The sequence below is a fragment of the Dactylosporangium maewongense genome, from assembly GCF_039531485.1.
In the GTDB taxonomy this organism is placed as follows: domain Bacteria; phylum Actinomycetota; class Actinomycetes; order Mycobacteriales; family Micromonosporaceae; genus Dactylosporangium; species Dactylosporangium maewongense.
Genome location: NZ_BAAAQD010000018.1, coordinates 13,860 through 32,791 on the forward strand (window position 1 = coordinate 13,860; position 18,932 = coordinate 32,791).

An 18,932-nucleotide genomic window follows, 5' to 3' on the forward strand; every position below is an offset into this window, starting at 1 on the left:
GTGGAGGTCACCCCGGCGTGAGCGACTTTTTTCATGTCCTGACGGACAACTGGGACGTCATCGGCTCCCACTTCTGGGAGACGGTGAAGCTCTTTCTGATCTCCGCCGTCGGATCGATCGTCCTCGGCACGCTGCTGGTGGCGATGCGGGTCTCCCCCATCCCGGCGCTGCGCGCGTTCGGCAGCTCCTACGTGCTGCTGCTGCGCAACACACCACTCACCCTGATCTTCGCGCTGCAGGTCTTCGCGCTGCCGAAGCTCGGCGTCAACTTCGAGTTCTTCACCGGCGCGTGCGTCGCGCTGACCGCGTACACGAGCGCGTTCGTGTGTGAGGCGCTGCGCTCCGGCATCAACACGGTGCCCGTCGGGCAGGCCGAGGCGGCCCGCGCGCTGGGCATGACGTTCCTGCAGGTGCTCACCAACGTGGTGCTGCCGCAGGCGTTCCGCACCGTCGTGCCGCCGCTGGTCAGCGTGCTCAACGCCATGCTGAAGAACACCACCGTCGCGGCCGGCTTCTCCGTCGCCGAGGCCGGCGCGATCACGTTCTACCTCTCGGAGCGCGGCGAGAACCAGATCTACGGCCTGCTGTGGATCACGATCGGGTTCCTGATCCTCGTGGTGCCGCTGGTGACCCTGCAACGGATGCTCGAACGACGCTGGAAGGTCGCCCGATGAGCAACGTCCTCTACGACCTGCCCGGCCCTAAGGCCCGCGTGCGGTACCGCATCATCGGCATCGTCAGCGCACTCGGCATCGTCGCGCTGCTCGCGTACGTCGTCTGGCGCTTCTACGACACCGGCCAGTTCGAGGCGCTCCGCTGGGAGCAGTTCCAGTACACGAAGATCCAGCAGGACCTCCTCGACGGCTACCTCACCACGTTGCGCGCCGCCGGCGCCGCGGCCGTGCTCGCGCTGCTCCTCGGCGCGCTGCTGGCGACCGCGCGCCTGAGCGACCACGCGGTCTTCCGCGCGCCGGCGTCGGGCTTCGTCGAGCTGTTCCGCGCCATCCCGCTGCTGATCCTGATCTTCTTCGCGTACTACGGCCCGATCCAGCTCGGCTACAAGGTCGGCCCGTTCTGGCCGCTCGTGATCGGCCTCACGCTGTACAACGGCGCGGTCCTGTCCGAGATCTTCCGGGCCGGCATCCTCGCCGTGCACCGCGGGCAGTCCGAGGCCGCGTACGCGCTGGGCATGCGCAAGTCGCAGGTCATGACGTCGATCCTGCTGCCGCAGGCGGTCCGGGCCATGCTCCCGGCGATCGTCAGCCAGCTGGTCGTACTGCTGAAGGACACCGCGCTCGGGTTCATCATCCAGCTGCCGGAGCTGCTGTACTACGGCAAGCAGTTCGGCGGCCGGCTGCTCTTCGGCTTCCCGTACGTCCCCGGGTACCTCGTCGTCGCCGCCGTCTACATCGGCACCTGCGGCCTGCTGTCGTGGTTCGCCTTCTGGCTGCAGAAGCGGCTCATGGGCGGTCCCAAGCAGGTGAAGACGGCCGCGCGCCCCGTCAAGCTGGCCGACGTCAACCAGGCCGTGTGAGCTAGGCCGTTGGTTGATTGGCAACGTTGCGCGTAGTACGTACGCTGCGCGGGTGGCGGACACCGGCTTTCGTTTGGGCATCGACTTCGGCACCTCGAACACCGTCGCCGTCCTCCGCTGGCCGGACGGGCGCACGAAGCCGCTGCTGTTCGACGGCTCGCCGCTGCTGCCCTCCGCCGTGTACGTCAACGCCGACGGCACCATCCTCACGGGCCGTGACGCGGTGCACTCGGCGCGCCTGCAGCCGCACCGCTTCGAGCCGTACCCGAAGCGCCGCGTCGAGGAAGGCACCGTCTGGCTCGGCGAGCAGGACGTCCCGGTCCTCGACCTCGTCACGACCGTCCTGCGCCGGGTCGCCGCCGAGACGTACCGGGTCGCCGGCGCGTACCCCAACGAGGTCAACCTGACCCACCCGGCGACCTGGCCGCCGCAGCGTCGCCAGACGCTGTCGCAGGCGGCCGTCGCCGCGGGCTTCCCGAGCCCCTTCCTCTCGTCGGAGCCGGTCGCCGCCGCGTCCTACTTCGTCGGTACCGTCGGCACCCACGTCCCTGTCGGCGGCATCGCCGTCGTGTACGACTTCGGCGCCGGCACCTTCGACGCGAGCGTGGTCCGCCGCAACGCCGGCGGTGGCTTCGACGTCCTCGCCAGCGAGGGCCTTCCCGACGCGGGCGGGCTGGACGTGGACGCCGCGGTCGTGGCATACCTGGGCCGTGCGTTCACCGGCCGCGAGGGCGACCAGTGGCGCCGCCTCACCAACCCCGAGAGCGAGTCCGACCGGCGCGCCGCCTGGCAGCTGTGGGAGGACGCCAGGCTCGCCAAGGAGATGCTCAGCCGCGCCGCGACCACGTATGTGCATGTGCCGCTGTACGACGAGAGCGTGCCGATCGGGCGCGAGCAGCTCGAGCAGCTCGCCCGGCCGATCCTCGACCGGACCGTGACGGCGACGCAGCTCGCGGTGTCGTCGGCGGGCGTCGCCGGGCAGCCCCTGGCGGCGGTGTTCCTGGTCGGCGGCTCGTCGCGCATCCCGCTCGCCGCGACGCTGCTGCACCGGGCGTTCGGGCTGGCACCGACGGCGATCGAGCAGCCCGAGCTGGTGGTGGCCGAGGGTGCGCTGCACCTCGCGCCGCCGACGGGGCGGGCGCACGTCGGGGGCGCGCCGACGCCGGTCGCGTCCGGGCCGTTCGGCCCGGTGCCGGTCCCGTCCTCTGGCGGGCCGTCCTCTGGCGGGCCGTCCTCTGGCGGGCCGTCGTCCGGTGCGCCGTCGTCCGGTGCTCCCTCGTCCGGTGCGCCGTCCTCCGGTGGGCCGACTTCTGGTGGGCCTTCGCATGAGGTCAGCGGGGACGTCTCGGCGCAGCCCGTGTCGGCGACGCCGGTGTCCCCGGGGTTCAGCATGCCGTCGATGAACCCGGGGTTGCCGCCGCTGCTGCAGACCGGATCGATGCCGGTGGTGCCGAGCCGTCAGCAGCCGCCGCAGGTGTACCAGCAGCCGCCGGCTCAGCCGCAGCCACCGCAGCAGCCGCCTGTTCCTCCGCAGCAGCCGCCCGTGCCGCAGCAGCCGGTCCAGCGGCCGCCGGTGCCGCAGCAGCCGCCGGTCCAGCGGCCGCCCGTTGGTCAGCCCGTGCCGCAGCAGCCCGCGCAGTACCAGCAGCCGATGCAGCCTGTTCCGCCGGTTGTCCCGCAGCAGCCCGTGCCGCCGGTTCCTCAGCAGCCCGTGCCGCCGGTCGTTCCGCAGCAGGCGCCCGCGCAGTACCAGCAGCCGGTCCAGCCGCAGGTGCAGCAGCGGCCGCCGGTCGTCCCGCCGGCGCAGTTCCAGCAGGCGCCGCCTGTACAGCGGCCGCAGGTGAGCGCGCCGCCCGCGGCCGGGCCTCCGGTCAACGCCGTGCAGGGATGGGCGCCCACGTCGGGTCCGCCGTCGTCCGGGCCGCCCGCCTACCCGTCGTCCGCGCCGCCCTCGGCGCACGGCCGGGGCGGCAAGACGCTCGTCGCCGCCGTCGGTGGCGGGGTGCTCGCCCTGCTGCTGGTCGTCGCGGGCATCGTCTGGGCCGTCAACCGCAACGGTGACGACGTCGAGCCGGGCGGCGGCGGCAGCAGCCCGACCAACCAGGCGGGGCCCGCGGTCTCGCCGGCCTGCGGGCACAAGGTCGGGTTCCTCGGCATCCTGGCCGGGACCGGCTCCAAGGACAGCAACGGCATGCGCAACGCGACCAAGCTGGCCGTCGACGACTACAACGCCAAGCACGCCGGCTGCAACGTCGGGTTCGTCGAGTTCGACACGAAGGGCACCGAGGAGGGCAGCAAGGCCGCCGCGGAGAGCCTGGTCGCCGACAGCGAGGTGATCGGCGTCGTCGGTCCCTCGTACCGCACGGAGGTCCTCGGCGCCGCGCCCGTCCTGGAGAAGGCCGGCATCCCGTTCTTCACGACGTACGCGCCCGACGTCGACCTCGCCGCGAAGGGCTGGTCCACGTTCCACCGGCTCATCGCCAACGACAAGGACCAGGCGGCGGCCGGCGCCCGGTACATCAAGAACACGCTGCGCGCCTCGAAGGTCGTCCTGGTCTACGACGACTCCGACTTCGGCGGCGTCGCCCGGCAGGCGGTCAGCACCACGCTCGGCAGCAGCGTCACCACGAGCGTCTCGATCCGCCGCACCGCCACCGACTTCTCCGCCGCCGTCACCCAGGTCACGAACGCCGCCCCCGAGGCCGTGTACTACGCGGGCGAGGCCGATGACGGCACCGCGTTCCTGAAGGCCCTGCGCGCCGCGAAGCCCGCCATCGCGGTCGTCGTCAGCGACCGGCTCTTCACCCAGCTGTTCGTCGACACGCTCGGCAAGGCCGCCGACGGCATCGTCGTCACCTGCCCCTGCATCCCGAGCGACCACGCCGGCAACGACTACGCGTCGCGCTACCAGGCCGCGTACAAGACCAGCGCCGGCTACTACGGCCCCGAGGCCTACGACGGCGCGAGCATCATCCTGGCCGGCTTCACGGCCGGCAAGGCCACCCGCGAGGACATGCTCGCCTTCGTCAACAGGTACGACGCGAAGGGCATCGCCCGGTCGTACAAGTTCGCCTCGAACGGCGACCTCTCGGTCCCCGACCCCCTGATCTGGTCCTACAAGATCGGCGGCGGCTACGCGTCGTCGGAGAGCTCGATCGCCCCGTAACAGCACGCTGCGGGCGTCCGCGGCGTCCCTCGCCCACGTCCGGCCGCCGGCACCCCACACAGCCGGCGGCCTGTGTCGGGGGATGCAGGGGCGCTTTCGGCAGGCCGTTCCTTCGGCGGGCCGGGGCCATGCCCCTCCGCTCTCGGTTCTTCCTAGCGGGCGATCTCGGTGACGCGCGATTCGCGGACGACGGTGACGCGGATCTGGCCGGGGTAGGTCAGCTCCTCCTCGATCTGCTTCGCGACGTCGCGGGCGAGGACGGCGGCGCCGATGTCGTCGACGTCGTCGGGGCGGACCATGACCCGGATCTCGCGGCCGGCCTGCATCGCGAAGACCTTCTCGACGCCCGACTTGCCGGCGGCGATCTCCTCGATGCGTTCGAGGCGCTTGACGTACGCCTCCAGGCTCTCGCGGCGGGCGCCGGGACGGCCACCGGAGCAGGCGTCGGAGGCCTGGGTGAGGACGGCCTCGATCGTCTGCGGGAGGACCTCGTTGTGGTGGGCCTCGATGGCGTGCACGACGTCCTCGGACTCGCCGTACTTGCGGGCGACGTCGGCGCCGATCAGGGCGTGGCTGCCCTCGACCTCGTGCGTGAGCGCCTTGCCGATGTCGTGCAGGAACGCGCTGCGCTTGATGAGCTTCGGGTCGAGGCGCAGCTCGCTGGCCATGATGCCGGCGATGTGGGCGGTCTCGACGAGGTGCTTGAGGACGTTCTGGCCGTAGGAGGTGCGGTAGCGCAGCCGTCCCAGCAGCGTCATCAGCTCCGGGTGCAGGTCGGTGATCCCCACCTCGACCAGGGCGTCCTCGGCGGCGCGCAGGCAGAGGCGCTCGACCTCGTGCTTCGCCTGCTCGAACACCTCCTCGATCCGGTGCGGGTGGATCCGGCCGTCGAGGACGAGCTTCTCCAGCGTGAGCCGGCCGATCTCGCGCCGGACCGGGTCGAAGCACGACAGCAGGACCGCCTCGGGCGTGTCGTCGATGATCAGGTTGACCCCGGTCGTCGACTCGAACGCGCGGATGTTGCGCCCCTCGCGGCCGATGATCCGGCCCTTCATCTCGTCGCTGGGCAGGTGCAGGACGCTGACGACGCTCTCCGCGGTCTGCTCGCTGGCGACCCGCTGGATGGCGTCGACGACGATGTGCCGGGCCCGCTGGTCGGCGGTGTTGCGGGCGTCGTTCTCGATGTCGCGGACGAGGAGGGCGGCCTCCCGCTTCGCCTGCGCCTCGATCGTCTCGATGACCTCGACCCGGGCGGCGTCGGTCGTCAGGCCCGCGACCCGTTCGAGCTCCTCGCGGTGCCGCTCCTCGCCGGCGGCGATCTCGACCTCGCGGCGGGTGAAGGCCGCCTCGCGTTCGAGCAGGTCGGCCTCGGTGCTGGTGATGCGCCGGTCACGCTCGGCGAGCCGCTCGGCCTCCTCGGCGAGCAGCCGCTCCCGCTCGTCGAGCCGGCGCTGGCGCCGCTCCGCGTCCTGCGACTGCTCCTTCGCGACCGTGGTCAGCTGGCTGACCTCCCGCTCCCCCGCCCGGCGCGCGGCCGCCCTGGCCTGCTCCGCGTCGACCTCGGCCTGCCGGTGCGCCCGCTCCAGCAGCGAGTCGGCCTCGGCCCGCGCCGCGTCGAGGATGCGTCGCGCCTCCGACCTGGCGGAGCTGGCCTCCGCTTTCGCGGCGGCGGCTTCTGTACGCGCAGCGGCCGCCACGGCCCTCGCCTCGTCCACGGCGGCGGTGGCGTCCTCGGCGGCGGTGCGCAGAGATGCGAGCGAGTGCTCCTGCCGGTCCTTCTCGGCGAGGAACGCGGGATCTTCGGCAACAGGCTGAGCGGGCGCGGCGGCCGTGGTGTGCAGCCGGCGCATGATCTTCAGCGAGACCAGCAGCGCGGCGAGGACGCCGAGGCCGATGACGACGACCACGACGAGGAGCACGACCTGTAGGCCGGTCACGCGGTCACCTCGGCGGCACTGGTCGCGTGCTGACGACCTGCGAGTCGTTCGCGGAGGATGGCAGGGGCGCACTCCGTCACGACGTCACCTCGCTCCGCTCGGCGCTGCGCAGGGTGGCGCAACGCGGGATGTTGTGGAGGAGACGCCCGACCACAGCCTGCCATCAAGATGTATCAATATCGGGACACAGGGTGCCCCGAAGACCGGTCGACACCACACCTCCCGCAAGGCGTGGCGCTTATATGTCGTGCATAAACGTTGCTGATCTGTGACGCGATCTATGTTGTGCGGTAAACCCGCGGTGGTTGGGCGGTCTCCATCTGGTAACGCCGAGGCTAGGTCGTGAAGGGCGCTTCGGTCAAGGACTCATGATCGGGCACCATACGGGACTTAAGTCCGTCAAGACCCCCGCCAGGCGAAACACCCTACCAGTGACATTTGACCAGACCTTTCCGGCATGTCGGTCGCACTCACCCCAAAATTGTCGACCGCCAGTAGTCGTCTGTTCGCAAGCTGCTCAACCTCGGCATCAGCCCTGCTGCAATCATTCCACCACACACCGTGCGCCCACCAACCACACCATCGAAGCTCGTCGCACTCCACCCTCCCGCCGCGCGCCGACGCCAGGTGGCGTTCTGCCAGCTGCCCTCACCTCGCCGACTCCCGGACCACACCGGGTGCCCCGCTCGTACCCTCCGGCGTCCGTTTCTACGCGGTGACGCTTCTCTCGGGGTGGCGACCGGGCCGGGGCGCGTGATCAACGGAGGGATCTGGCCGTGATCGCGGCCAGCCCCGTCCTTCGATCAAGCCGACCGCGCGGGGCGCTCCCGGGCCAGCCGACCTCGTGGGTGGTGCTCCCGGGTTTCAGCTATCAGCGCGGGCTGAGGCGCCATCAGCTTTGATGCCGGCGCCTCTCCGGCGGGCTCAGCGTTTGGTCGGGGTATTGAGAGCAGCGTCGGCGGGGCGTCCGGGTCAGCTCCGTCCGCGGGCTCAGCGGCGCCCCTCCCGTGCGGGCTCAGCGCTGGTCGGGGTCGAGGGCGGCGTCGGCCAGGGCGTCGGCGTCGATGCCGTCGGCGAACTCGGCGGCGTCGTCCCGGGCCGCCAGGCCTTCCTTGACCAGGCGGATGGCCATACCCGGGGGGTACCCCTTCCTCGCCAGCATCCCGACCAGCCGGCGGAACACCGCCTCGGGTGGGGCGTTGGACTCGACGCGGAGGCGCCTGGCGACCAGAGCCCTCGCGGTCTGCTCCTCGACGTCGGGGTCGAGCTCGTCGAGCGCCTCACCGACCTCGTCGGACGAGACGCCCTTGCGGCGCAGCTCCCCCGCCAGCGCCCTGCGGGACAGTCCCTTCCCGTGGTGCCGGCTGGCCACCCACGCCCGGGCGAACGCGGCGTCGTCGATGATGCCGACCTCGTCATACCGGTCGAGGATCTCGTCGGCGATCTCGTCCTCGACGCCACGTTTGCGCATGGCGGTGGCGAGCTCGAGCCTGGTCCTCGGCCGGACGGCGAGTTGCCGCAGGCAGATCTCGCGGGCCGCCTCCCTCGGATCGAGCGGCGCCGCCGGCTGCCCACCACGGCGGGAGCCGCCCCGCCGGCCCGACCGGCCTTCCGAACCGTCGCCCCGCTGCCCGGACCCGTCCTGCTGAGGATCGGACTGAGGCCCGGCCTCCGCAGGGTCTCCCCACGGCCCGGACCCGCCCTGCCGCTCCGGGATCGAGTCGTGCCCCGGACCGTCCTGGGACTGCCTGCGCGCCCCGCGCTTCTGACCCGATCGGCGACCGCGACCGGAGCCGCCACTGGTGTCGCGGTCCGAAGCGGGTGCGGTGGTGGACGGCAGGTCCTCGGTAAGACTGCCGCTCCAGGGATCCCCGGCGGCGTCGAGCGGAGACGTGGACGGCCGCTCCCCGGCGGCACCACGCGGTGCGGCGGATGCCCGGCCGCGCCGGGCGCCGCGCTCAAAGCCAGAGCTGGAGCCAGAGGTGGAGCCGGAGCTGGAGCCGAAGCTGGAGCTGGAGCTGGAGCTGGAGCCGGAGCCGGAGCCGGAGGTCTGACCAGGCGGAGCACCGGCCGGAGCCGCCGGCCAGCCCGGCGGGAGCTCGCCGGCGGGAACCCCGCGCCCCGGAGCGGTCGGCCAGCCGGGCGGAAGCTCCCGGGCGGTCGTCGGCCACGGCGGCGGAGCGCTGTCAGTGCTCACACCCGGCCCGGCTGAGGTCGAGGCGTCGCCGGACGGGTCTCGTGGCGTCGTTCCTGCCATGGGCGCCGGCGGCGCGGCCACGGCGCCGCCCGGCTGAGCCTCGGCGGACAGCCACGGGTTGTCGTCGCTCATGTCGGCGAGGATCCAAGGCACGCCACTCGCCGCCGGATCAGGACCAGCGGACGCACCCGCCGACGGGTCGGGACCGGCGAAGGAGGGCTCAGCGTCCTCGGGTTCCGTTGACTGCTGGCTGGGATCGTCGGACCGCCGCCTGCCCGGCACGAACACACCTCCGAAAAACCATGAACAGCGCGGGCGGGCCGGCCGTGGGACGGACCTCCAAACCAGGAGACCCTCCCACGAACCGGCACCGATCGCCGCGTGAGCCGCGCTAAACCGCGCTAAACCGGACGCAAAGCCCCCGAGCGCGTGGGACCCAGCGCCAGGGGAACAGCGCCCAGAACGGTCAGAAGTCGACCGGAGCCACCTCGGGGCCGCCGGCGGCGTCCGTGGCCTGGCCGACACCCACGCCCAGCTTCTCCTTGATCTTCTTCTCGATCTCGGCGGCGACGTCGGGGTTCTCCCGCAGGAACTTGCGGGAGTTCTCCTTGCCCTGGCCGAGCTGGTCGCCGTCGTAGGTATACCAGGCGCCGGCCTTGCGGATGATCGTCTGCTCGACACCCACGTCGATGAGGGAGCCCTCGCGGGAGATGCCCTTGCCGTACATGATGTCGAACTCGGCCTGCTTGAACGGCGAGGCCACCTTGTTCTTCACGACCTTGACGCGGGTCCGGTTGCCCACGACGTCGGTGCCGTCCTTGAGGCTCTCGATGCGCCGCACGTCGAGGCGGACCGACGAGTAGAACTTCAGCGCGCGACCACCCGTGGTGGTCTCCGGGCTGCCGAACATGACGCCGATCTTCTCGCGGAGCTGGTTGATGAAGATCGCGGTGGTGCCGGAGTTGTTGAGGGCACCGGTGATCTTCCGCAGGGCCTGGCTCATGAGGCGGGCCTGCAGACCGACGTGGCTGTCGCCCATCTCGCCCTCGATCTCGGCGCGGGGCACGAGGGCCGCGACGGAGTCGATGACGATGATGTCGAGCGCGCCGGAGCGGACCAGCATGTCGACGATCTCGAGGGCCTGCTCACCGGTGTCCGGCTGGGAGACGAGCAGCGCGTCGGTGTCGACGCCGAGGGCCTTGGCGTAGTCGGGGTCGAGGGCGTGCTCGGCGTCGATGAACGCCGCGATGCCACCCTGGGCCTGCGCGTTCGCGATCGCGTGGAGCGCGACGGTCGTCTTACCGCTGGACTCAGGCCCGAAGACCTCGATGACCCGGCCGCGGGGCAGCCCGCCGATGCCGAGCGCCACGTCGAGAGCGATGGATCCGGTCGGGATCACGGACATCGGCGCGATGACCCGCTCACCGAGCCGCATGACCGAGCCCTTGCCGAACTGCTTGTCGATCTGCGAGAGGGCGAGCCCGAGCGCCTTCTCCCGGTCAGGTTGCACTGCCATGTCCGTCACCCCTGAGTTCGCGGTCTTCGTCGGCGTTCGTTTATTCACGCTGACAAGGTAAGCGCCGGGTATGACAAAAAATCGGCGCCGACGCCTGAGGAGATTACCCGTACATCTGTACGATCAACGAGCCGACACGCCAAAAAGTCACCTTAACCTGCTAGGAACACGCTCCGGGTATGCGGCGACTACGGCGCGCCACACCACGGCCACATCCTCGCCACCTGCGAGGGCTTCCTTGATCGTCCTGCCGCCGAGCTGGGTCAGCACCTGATCGTTGGCGATGCTGCCGGCGTACGCCGCGCCGAACGCCTCTTCCAACCGCTGCCAGAAATCCGTCAGTCGCACGCGGCCAAGACTAAGACCTCCGCAGCGCCAGCGCGGCCAGCGGCACCACGGCGATCCCCGCCAGCACCGACAAGGTGGCGAACCCGAACAGGTCGACCACGACCCCCGCGAGCGCGCCCGCGGTGGCCGCCGACACGCCCATGATGACGTCCGACAGCCCCTGCACGCCGGCGCGCTCCCCGACGGGCACGGACTCCGACAGCAGCGTGGATCCGGCCACCATCGTGCAGCCCCAACCCACCCCGAGCAGGCCCATCCCGACCGCCAGCCGGACCGTGTCGTCGCCGGCGGTGCCGCTCAGGGCGCACGCCGACGCCAGGAGCACGACGCCCGCCAGGATCACCGGGCGGCGGCCGAACCGGTCGGCGGCCCAGCCGACGACGGGCGACAGCGCGTACATGCCGGTGATGTGGATGCTGATCACCAGCCCGACGATGCGCAGCAGGTCACCGTGCGCGTGCACGTACTCACCGATGTGCACCGGGGTCATCGACATGACGCCGACCATCACCACGTGCCCGACCGCGACGGCGGAGACGCCGAGCCGCGCCCCGACACTGGCCCGGATCGCCGCGAAGGCCGACGACCAGGAAGACGACTTGTCCGATGAATCCGACAAGGACATCGATCGTGCCGTCAGCAGCGGATCGGGCCGCAGCAGCACGAACAGCGTGACGGCGCCGGCAAGGAACGCCAGCGCGCTGAACAGGTACGGCCCCGCGTACTCGGGCGCACCCCACGGCATCGTCACCCTGTCCGCGAACGGTGCCAGGTTCGGGCCGACCACCGCGCCCAGCGTCGTCGCCCACACGACCAGCGACAGGTGCCGCGCCCGGCGGTCGTTGTCGGCGAGGTCGACGGCCGCGTACCGCGACTGCAGGTTGGCCGCCGAAGCCCCGCCGAACAGGAACGTGCCCACGAACAGCAGCGGCACGAGCCGCCACGACACCGCGGCCACCACCAGGAGCGAGCCGAGCACGCCCACGCCGTACGCGAACACCAGCCCCGGCCGCCGGCCGCCGGTGCGCATCAGCCGCGTCGCCGGGATCGCGATCAGCGCCGCCCCGATGACCGCGGCGCTGCCGGAGAGTCCCGCGGCGCTCGGGCCGGCCATGTCGGCGGCGAGCAGCGCACCGATCGACACCCCGCTGGCGACGCCGAGCCCGCCGATCACTTGCGTGGACACGAGCAGGCCCAGGGTGCGCCGCTGGAGGACGGCGGGTGCGTCGATCACGCCGTCATCCTGGCGTAGGCACCGCAGCCCGCACCACTCCTTACCGCGGAGGCGGACGGCTACTCGTACTCCGCCAGCAGCGCCGCCAGGGCGGATACCGCGTCGGCCGCGTCGGCGCCTGTGGCGGACACCACCACCGAGGAGCCCGCGCGGGCGTTCAGCCCCATCACGCCGAGCACGCTGCGGGCACTCACCCGCCGCTCGCCTGCGGTGATCTCGACGGTACTGGTGAACCCCGCAGCTGCCCGCACCAGCGCGCCGGCGGGGCGTGCGTGCAGGTCCGCCGGCAACACCACCGTCGCCTCAGAGCTTGCGGACATCGCGGGCCTCCGTCGCCGCCCGGATGCATTCCGCGAGGTCGGCACCGGCGCCGGCCAGTACCGCCGAAGCCACCGCTCCCTCGACGAACGGCGCGTCCACCAGGGTGGCCGTGTTGGCGACCCGGTCCTCGAGCACGGTCTGCGCGGTGAGGACGGCGCTGCCCAGGTCCGTCAGGACCAGCACCCCGGCGCCCCGGTCGGCCCGGTCGATCGCGACCAGGATCCGGTCGTAGCTCGTGCCGAGCCCGCCGTCGTCCGTGCCACCCGCCGCCTCGATCGGCACCTCCTCCCCCGCGACCTGCACGAGCATGTCCCGCAACCCGTGCGCGAGCCGTTCGCTGTGTGAAACCAGCACGATTCCCACCATGTGTGCCACGTGAGCAATGCTATGCAGCCGCTGTACCGCCAAAATGCTAGGCATGAAGAAGTTCATCAACGATCCGGACGACGTGGTCCGGGAAGCGCTCGCCGGGATGGCCGCCGCGCACCCTGAGCTGCGCGTGGACCTCGACGAGCAGATCATCGTCCGGGCCGACGCGCCCCGCCCCGGCAAGGTCGGCCTCGTCTCGGGTGGTGGCTCCGGCCACGAGCCGCTGCACGGAGGGTTCGTCGGGCTCGGGATGCTCGACGCCGCGTGCCCCGGCGAGATCTTCACCTCCCCCGTCCCCGACCAGATCCTGGCCGCCACCAGGGCCGTCGACGGCGGCGCGGGGGTCCTGCACATCGTCAAGAACTACACCGGCGACGTCATGAACTTCGAGATGGCCGCGGAGGACGCCGAAACCCCGATCGAGAGCGTCCTCGTCGACGACGACGTCGCGGTCGACGGCTCCACCTGGACCGCGGGCCGCCGCGGTACGGGCGCCACCCTGCTGGTCGAGAAGATCGCCGGGGCGCTCGCGGAGCAGGGCGCGGCACTCGCCGAGGTCGCCGCCGTGGCGCGTGACGTCAACGAGCGGTCGGCCTCGTTCGCGATCGCCCTCACCGCCGGCACGACCCCGGCCGCCGGCAAGCCCGGGTTCGACCTGCCGGAGGACGAGATCGAGGTCGGCGTCGGCATCCACGGCGAGCCCGGCCGCGCCCGCGAGCAGCTGCGCCCCGCCCGCGACCTCGCCGCCCGCATCGTCGAGCCGATCCTCACCGCCAAGCCGCTCGCGCCCGGCAGCGAGGTGATCATGCTGGTCAACGGGCTGGGCGGGACACCGCTGCTGGAGCTCTACCTCATGTTCAAGGAGGTCAGCCGTCTGCTGGCCGATGCTGGTGTACAGGTGGCCCGCAGCCTCGTCGGCAACTACGTCACCAGCCTGGACATGGCCGGGATCTCGCTCACGGTGTGCCGCGCCGACGAGCGGCTCCTGCGCCTCTGGGACGCCCCGGTCCGCACCCCCGGCCTGCGGTGGGGTGCCTGACATGGATGCCGCTCCGACCTCCGGTGGCGTGCCCGGCGGGGACGCCACCCCGGCCTCCGGCGGCCTGACGTCCGGCACCGACACCGCCCCGCCGTCCGGCTCTGACGCCGCCCCGCCGTCCGGCTCCGACGTGGCACCGCCGTCCGGTGGGGCGGCCGGGGTGGACGCCGCGCTGGCTCGTGCGTGGGTCGCGGCCGTCGCCGCCTCCGTCACCGCGCACGCCGCCGAGCTGACCGACCTCGACGCCGCCATCGGCGACGGCGACCACGGCGTCAACCTGCGCCGCGGGTTCGACGCGGTGGTCGCGGCCCTCGCCACGTTGGAGGCGGACACGGCCGGCGCGGTCCTGACGAAGACCGGCACGACCCTGGTGTCGAAGGTCGGCGGCGCCTCCGGCCCCCTGTACGGCAGCCTCTTCCGCGCCCTCGGTAAGACCCTGTCCGACGACTCGTCCGTCACCACCTTCGGTGCCGGCCTGCGAGCGGGCCTGGACGCGATCGTGCGGCTCGGCAAGGCCGAGCCCGGCGACAAGACCATGGTCGACGCGCTCACCCCGGCCGTCGCCGCGTTCGAGGCCGCGGCCCCGTCCGGGCTCGTGGCCGCCGCCACCGCGGCGGCCACGGCGGCGGCGGACGGGGCGGCCGCGACGACGCCGCTGCAGGCCCGCAAGGGCAGGGCGTCCTACCTCGGCGAACGCAGCGTCGGCCACCAGGACCCGGGCGCCACGTCCACCGCGCTGATCTTCGCCGCTCTCGCCGATGTGACCTAGACCCCGAGGCTGCGCCCGATGATCTCCTTCATGATCTCGGTCGTGCCGCCGTAGATCGTCTGGACGCGGCTGTTCAGCCAGGCCTTCGCGACCGGGTACTCCATCATGAAGCCGTACCCGCCGTGCAGCTGGACGCAGCGGTCCGCCACCTTGTTCTGCAGCTCCGTGGTCCACCACTTCGCCTTGGCCGCGTCGGCGACCGTGAGCCGCCCCGCGTTCTGCTCGACGATGCACTGGTTCAGGAACGTCCTGGCGATCGTCACCTCCGTGTCGAGCTCGGCGAGCACGAACCGGTTGTGCTGGAACGACCCGATCGGCTTGCCGAACGCCTGCCGCGTCTTCGCGTAGTCGAGCGTGATCGCGAGCACCTGCTCGGCCGACGCCACGGCGGCGACGGCGATGCCGAGCCGCTCCCGCGGCAGGTTCGCCATCAGGTGGTAGAAGCCCGAGTTCTCCTGCCCGAGCAGGTGGTCGGCGGGGATGCGGCAGTCGTCGAAGAACAGCTCGGCGGTGTCGTTGGCCTTGAGGCCCACCTTCTCCAGGCGGCGCCCCCGCGTGAACCCGGGCGTCCCCGACTCGACCACGAACAGGCTGATTCCGTGCGCCCCGAGCGCGGGATCGGTCTTCGCCACCACGACGACGAGATCCGCCAGCTCACCGTTCGTGATGAACGTCTTCTGCCCGTTGAGGACCCACTCGTCCCCGTCCCGCACCGCAGAGGTCCGCACCCCGGCGAGGTCGCTCCCGGCGCCCGGCTCGCTCATCGCGATGGCGGTCACGATGTCCCCGGAGCAGAACCCGGGCAGCCACCGCTTCCGCTGCTCCTCCGTCGCCAGGTCCGTCAGGTACGGCGCCACGACGTCGTTGTGCAGCCCGAACCCGAGCCCGGACGCCCCCGCAGCGACGATCTCCTCGACGAGCACGGCGTTGAAGCGGAAGTCCTTCTGCCCGCCGCCCCCGTGCTCCTCGTCGACGTCCATCCCGAGCAGCCCGGCCGCGCCCGCCTTCCGCCAGACCTCCCGGTCGACGATGCCGGCCTTGTCCCACTCGTCGTTGTACGGCACCGCCTCGCGGGCCAGGAACGCCTTGCACAGTTCCCGGAAGGCTTCGTGCTCGGCTTCGTACAGGTGCTGTTCCATGACGTGCAGTGTTCTCCGTGAGACGCGGTCTCGCCTACCCCCATCGTGCTCTGCCGGGCGGGCGGGAATCAGAGGCCGAGCATGCCGTACAGGTGGTCCGGTAACGGCTCGGCGCCGGCCGGCGCGGTGGTGGTCAGGCTGGTGCCGAAGTCGGAGTAGGTGGCGGTGACGGGGTTGTCGGGGATCTCGACCTTCATCGCGACGAGACGGTCGTGGTCGTCGACCGTCGCCTCGAACGGGATCCTGGTGGCCGCCTGCCCCAGCTGCATCACCTGCGGGATGTTGACAGGCCCCCAGGTGGTCACGCGGGTCATGTCGACGGTGCCGTTGTAGGAGCGGTCCTCGCGGCGTACGTCGTGCGTCGCGGCGATCAGCGCCTGAATGCCGGTCGGGTCCTTGACGGCGCTGAGACCGAGCGAGCCGGGCCGCGTGATGCGGGCGGGATCGACGCGGAACCAGGTGGCGCCGTCGAAGCCCGGCAGGGGCAGGCCGGTGAGCCGGGTGTACGCGGTCCCGCGCACCGCCACGGTGTCGATCTTCAGGGTGGCGCCGTCGGAGGTGACGCTGACCGTGGCGTCGAGCAGGTCCGCGACGGGGTCGATGCCGCCGGTGTAGCTGCCCTCCTTGGCCACCACCTTGAACCGGTAGCCGCCGTTGATCAGCGCGCCGAGGCTCTTCGCCAGCTCGCTCTGCGAGGGCGCGACCGACGGGCCGGCGGTCGGCTTCGGCGGGTCGCTCTTGCCGAACGAGCACCCTGCCAACGCCACCGCCGCGACCAGCCCCACCGCCAGCGCGCCCACCAGCCTGCCGCGCCGCGCACCACCCCGCGAACCCGCCGGCCGAACGCTCCACGCACCGCCCGGCAGGCCCGCAGTGCGAACGCTCCACCCACCACCTGGCAGGCCCGCAGCGCGAACGCTCCGCCCGCCACCTGGCAGGCCCGCTGCCCGAACGAGCCGCGCGGACAGGCGGGCCGGTGCAGGCGACTGGCCCGGGGCGGATGGCCGGAGTGGCTGTTGTCGTGACATGGAGGTCAGCCGTTGAGCAGGCCGTAGACGGCGGCGGGGGCGGCGGCGACGTCGGCGGCCTTGGGCGCGGCGACCGCGACCGGCTGTCCGTGGCCGGTGTAGTCGACCGTCAGGGCCTGCTCGGCGACCGTGCCGTAGGCCGGGACCGTGATCTTCAAGGAGACCAGGTGCTTGCCGTCGAGGGTCGCGGTGAACGGGGCCGACTTGGCCTTGTCGCCGAGGGCCTGCAGCACCGCGGCGTCGTCGATGCCGAGGTCGCCGCCGCTGCTGAGGTCATAAGTGCCGGTGACGGTGGCCGGGTCGCTCTGCGTGGCGGTGGCGACGCGGGACATGAGGCCCTGGCTGACGGTCGGATCCTTCGCCTCGATCAGCCCGATGATCGCGTCCTTCTTGACCTTCGATCGATCCAGCTTGTACCACTTCTTGGCGTTGATGCCCGTGGTCGGGATGCTGGTCTTGAAGTAGTAGTCGGTGCCGAGCGTGATGCCCTCGATCGTGTACTTGACGCCGCCGGCGGCGACCCCGTCGACCTTCACCTGCTGCTTGCCGGCGGGGTCGATCGAGCCCGTGAACGTGCCTTCGGGGATCTTCATCGTGTAGCTGTAGGCGCCCGCGTTGAGGTCCTTGACGGCCGCGGCGAGCGTGTCCTTCGCGGACGGTGCCTGCGACGCGCTGCCGCTGGAGCCCTTCGAGGCGTTGCTGGTCGTGTTGTCGTCGCTGCCCCCGCAGGCTGTCACCAGTGCCAGTGCGACCGTCGCGACGGCGATGCCGAACGTCCTGAACGTGCTGCTGCGCATGCCATTCCCTCCTTGATGACGCGCCCTGAGAACGCTGCTCCCTGCCCAACAGCGCGCAGACGACTTCGGGTGCGTCGATGGCCGCAGAACCCCGCAGCCACCCACGGAGACTAACCGCCGGGTCCGACAATTCCGCCCCGCGGGTCACGCCTGCAGCCGGGAGGTGCCGGCCAGGCGGCGCATCACCGCGTCGGCCACCCGTCCGGCGTCACGGGGGTCGAGGCAGGCCGTCGTGATACGGATCCCAGGGGGTGTGAGCAGCCGATACATGGATCCTGGCGCCACGGCGATGCCGTCCTCGCGCAGCCCTGCGACCATCGACGTCTCGTCCGGCACGGGGAGCCAGACATTGATGCCGCTGACGCCGCGGGCCGGCAGATCGCCGAGCGCGGCGCGCATCGCCTCCCGGCGGGTCGCGTAGACGTCGCGGGCGCGGTCGACCGTCGCGGTGGCGTCCGGGTCCTTCCACAGCTCGACGACCAGGCGCTGCAGGACGGTGGAGACCCAGCCCGCGCCGAGTCGCATTCGCCCTTCGATCCTTGCGATGGTCACCTCGTCGCCGACGACCGCCGCGACGCGGAGATCCGGCCCGTACGGCTTGGACAGCGACCGGACGTATGCCCATGCACCGGTCGCGCCGGCCAACGGGTGCGCCCGGTCGTGCGCGAGCTCCGCCGCGTGGTCGTCCTCCAGGACCAGCAGCTGCCGGTACATGCTGAGCTGACGCCGCAACGCAGCGGATCGCCGCCCGGAGATCACCGCTCCGGTGGGGTTCTGGGCGCGGGACGTCACGACCAGTCCGGCCACCCCCGCGCTCAGCGCCGCCCGCAGTCCTTCCTCGGTGGGGCCCTCGTCGTCGACGGGCACGGACACGGGCGTGTAGCCGAGCGCCGCGACCAGGTCCAGGAGGTTTGCCCAGCCCGGATCCTCGACCGCGACCTTGTCGCCGGGGCGCAGGTGCGCGACGAGGGCGCGCTCGATCGCGTCGAGGGCCCCGCCCGCGACGGTGAGGCGCCCGGACGGGATGCCGTCGGCGGCGAACCGCTCACCGGCCAGGTCGAGCAGCTCAGGCAGAGGGCCTCCCCCGGAGTAGCCGACCGCGGGCATGGTCTCGGCCAATCGGATCAGATGCGGCGCGTACATCGGCAGCAGCGCCCGATCGGGGGCACCGCTGGCCAGGTCGAGGCCGCCGGCAGGCACCGCCAACCCGTGCTGGCCGCGCCTGGCCACAGGGGGGCGCGGGCGGACCCGCGTGCCGCCGCGACCCGCCGTCTCGACCAGGCCCCGCTCGCGTAACGACCGATAGGCGGCCGCGACGGTGGCGGGGCTCACACCGAGGTCTGCCGCGAGCGCGCGGACGGACGGCAGCGCAGCGCCAGGATCGAGCTCTCCGGTGCGGATGCCGCGCTCGACGCTGGCCGAAATCTGGGCTGCCGTCGCGCCTGTCGGCTGGTACTGTACTGCCACAGTTCAGGGATTGTACTAGAACAAACGAGGTCATGGTGGAAACCTACCTGCGAACGCCGAAAACGACGCCG

16 protein-coding genes are annotated in these 18,932 nt (G+C 71.8%); 5 read left to right on the top strand and 11 right to left on the bottom strand.

What is annotated here, in order from left to right; translation table 11 throughout:
- Positions 1-17 precede the first annotated feature (17 nt).
- From ABD332_RS37400 to ABD332_RS37410, 3 genes are read left to right on the top strand one after another with little or no spacing between them, the layout of a single operon-like run.
- Entirely contained in the window at positions 18-674 is a 657-nt protein-coding gene (locus ABD332_RS37400) for an amino acid ABC transporter permease (RefSeq protein ID WP_344507745.1), read from the top strand.
- Complete coding sequence (locus ABD332_RS37405; protein ID WP_344507747.1) at positions 671-1,534, top strand: amino acid ABC transporter permease; 864 nt, start codon at positions 671-673, stop codon at positions 1,532-1,534. The genes ABD332_RS37400 and ABD332_RS37405 overlap by 4 nt, the downstream gene beginning before the upstream one ends.
- 52 nt (positions 1,535-1,586) lie before the next feature.
- Positions 1,587-4,700: an ABC transporter substrate-binding protein gene (locus tag ABD332_RS37410; protein ID WP_344507748.1), complete on the top strand. Its 3,114-nt coding sequence runs from the start codon at positions 1,587-1,589 to the stop codon at positions 4,698-4,700.
- A gap of 152 nt (positions 4,701-4,852) precedes the next feature.
- Here ABD332_RS37410 and rny read toward each other — a convergent pair whose 3' ends face one another.
- The 7 genes from rny to dhaM all read right to left on the bottom strand — a co-directional run bounded on the left by rny (position 4,853) and on the right by dhaM (position 12,607).
- Positions 4,853-6,550 (bottom strand): ribonuclease Y, encoded by a 1,698-nt coding sequence (gene rny / locus ABD332_RS37415; protein ID WP_425552357.1) that lies wholly within the window; start codon positions 6,548-6,550, stop codon positions 4,853-4,855.
- Positions 6,551-7,652: 1,102 nt separating this feature from the next.
- Entirely contained in the window at positions 7,653-8,354 is a 702-nt protein-coding gene (locus ABD332_RS37420; RefSeq protein ID WP_344508167.1) for a regulatory protein RecX, read from the bottom strand.
- A 946-nt stretch (positions 8,355-9,300) separates the two neighbouring features.
- Positions 9,301-10,350 carry a recombinase RecA gene (gene recA, locus ABD332_RS37425; protein WP_344507752.1) on the bottom strand — a complete coding sequence of 350 codons (1,050 nt, stop codon included), beginning with the start codon at positions 10,348-10,350 and terminating at the stop codon, positions 9,301-9,303.
- 147 nt (positions 10,351-10,497) lie between these two features.
- Positions 10,498-10,698 carry a DUF3046 domain-containing protein gene (locus tag ABD332_RS37430; protein WP_344507754.1) on the bottom strand — a complete coding sequence of 67 codons (201 nt, stop codon included), beginning with the start codon at positions 10,696-10,698 and terminating at the stop codon, positions 10,498-10,500.
- A gap of 10 nt (positions 10,699-10,708) precedes the next feature.
- Positions 10,709-11,932: an MFS transporter gene (locus ABD332_RS37435; protein WP_344507756.1), complete on the bottom strand. Its 1,224-nt coding sequence runs from the start codon at positions 11,930-11,932 to the stop codon at positions 10,709-10,711.
- Between the two features lie 59 nt (positions 11,933-11,991).
- Entirely contained in the window at positions 11,992-12,252 is a 261-nt protein-coding gene (locus ABD332_RS37440) for an HPr family phosphocarrier protein (RefSeq protein WP_344507758.1), read from the bottom strand.
- The gene (gene dhaM / locus ABD332_RS37445; RefSeq protein WP_344507760.1) at positions 12,236-12,607 is read right to left on the bottom strand and encodes a dihydroxyacetone kinase phosphoryl donor subunit DhaM; all 372 of its coding nucleotides are present in this window, start codon (positions 12,605-12,607) and stop codon (positions 12,236-12,238) included. Before dhaM ends, ABD332_RS37440 begins: the two co-directional genes overlap by 17 nt.
- A gap of 64 nt (positions 12,608-12,671) precedes the next feature.
- Between dhaM and dhaK the strand changes: the two genes are divergently transcribed.
- Complete coding sequence (gene dhaK, locus ABD332_RS37450; protein ID WP_344507762.1) at positions 12,672-13,661, top strand: dihydroxyacetone kinase subunit DhaK; 990 nt, start codon at positions 12,672-12,674, stop codon at positions 13,659-13,661.
- 1 nt (position 13,662) lies between these two features.
- Positions 13,663-14,430: a dihydroxyacetone kinase subunit DhaL gene (dhaL, locus tag ABD332_RS37455; protein WP_344507764.1), complete on the top strand. Its 768-nt coding sequence runs from the start codon at positions 13,663-13,665 to the stop codon at positions 14,428-14,430.
- On the opposite strand, the gene ABD332_RS37460 is transcribed toward dhaL, so the two are convergent.
- The 4 genes from ABD332_RS37460 to ABD332_RS37475 all read right to left on the bottom strand — a co-directional run bounded on the left by ABD332_RS37460 (position 14,427) and on the right by ABD332_RS37475 (position 18,861).
- A complete protein-coding gene (locus tag ABD332_RS37460; RefSeq protein WP_344507765.1) occupies positions 14,427-15,569 on the bottom strand; it encodes an acyl-CoA dehydrogenase family protein in 1,143 nt (380 codons plus the stop codon). The two genes, dhaL and ABD332_RS37460, sit on opposite strands and share 4 nt — an antisense overlap.
- 68 nt (positions 15,570-15,637) lie before the next feature.
- Positions 15,638-16,369, bottom strand: a complete 732-nt coding sequence (locus ABD332_RS37465; RefSeq protein ID WP_344507767.1) for an LppX_LprAFG lipoprotein — start codon at positions 16,367-16,369, stop codon at positions 15,638-15,640.
- Positions 16,370-16,602: 233 nt separating this feature from the next.
- Positions 16,603-17,394 (bottom strand): hypothetical protein, encoded by a 792-nt coding sequence (locus ABD332_RS37470; protein WP_344507769.1) that lies wholly within the window; start codon positions 17,392-17,394, stop codon positions 16,603-16,605.
- Between the two features lie 144 nt (positions 17,395-17,538).
- Complete coding sequence (locus ABD332_RS37475; protein ID WP_344507771.1) at positions 17,539-18,861, bottom strand: aminotransferase class I/II-fold pyridoxal phosphate-dependent enzyme; 1,323 nt, start codon at positions 18,859-18,861, stop codon at positions 17,539-17,541.
- Between the last annotated feature and the right edge of the window lie 71 nt (positions 18,862-18,932).

Bases quoted from the DNA above. Each gene is read 5' to 3' on its own strand.
- dhaL (WP_344507764.1), top strand. From the start codon at position 13,663: ATGGATGCCGCTCCGACCTCCGGTGGCGTGCCCGGCGGGGACGCCACC.
- ABD332_RS37440 (WP_344507758.1), bottom strand. From the start codon at position 12,252: ATGTCCGCAAGCTCTGAGGCGACGGTGGTGTTGCCGGCGGACCTGCAC.
- rny (WP_425552357.1), bottom strand. From the start codon at position 6,550: ATGCGCCGGCTGCACACCACGGCCGCCGCGCCCGCTCAGCCTGTTGCC.
- ABD332_RS37405 (WP_344507747.1), top strand. From the start codon at position 671: ATGAGCAACGTCCTCTACGACCTGCCCGGCCCTAAGGCCCGCGTGCGG.
- ABD332_RS37470 (WP_344507769.1), bottom strand. From the start codon at position 17,394: ATGCGCAGCAGCACGTTCAGGACGTTCGGCATCGCCGTCGCGACGGTC.
- ABD332_RS37460 (WP_344507765.1), bottom strand. From the start codon at position 15,569: ATGGAACAGCACCTGTACGAAGCCGAGCACGAAGCCTTCCGGGAACTG.
- dhaK (WP_344507762.1), top strand. From the start codon at position 12,672: ATGAAGAAGTTCATCAACGATCCGGACGACGTGGTCCGGGAAGCGCTC.
- recA (WP_344507752.1), bottom strand. From the start codon at position 10,350: ATGGCAGTGCAACCTGACCGGGAGAAGGCGCTCGGGCTCGCCCTCTCG.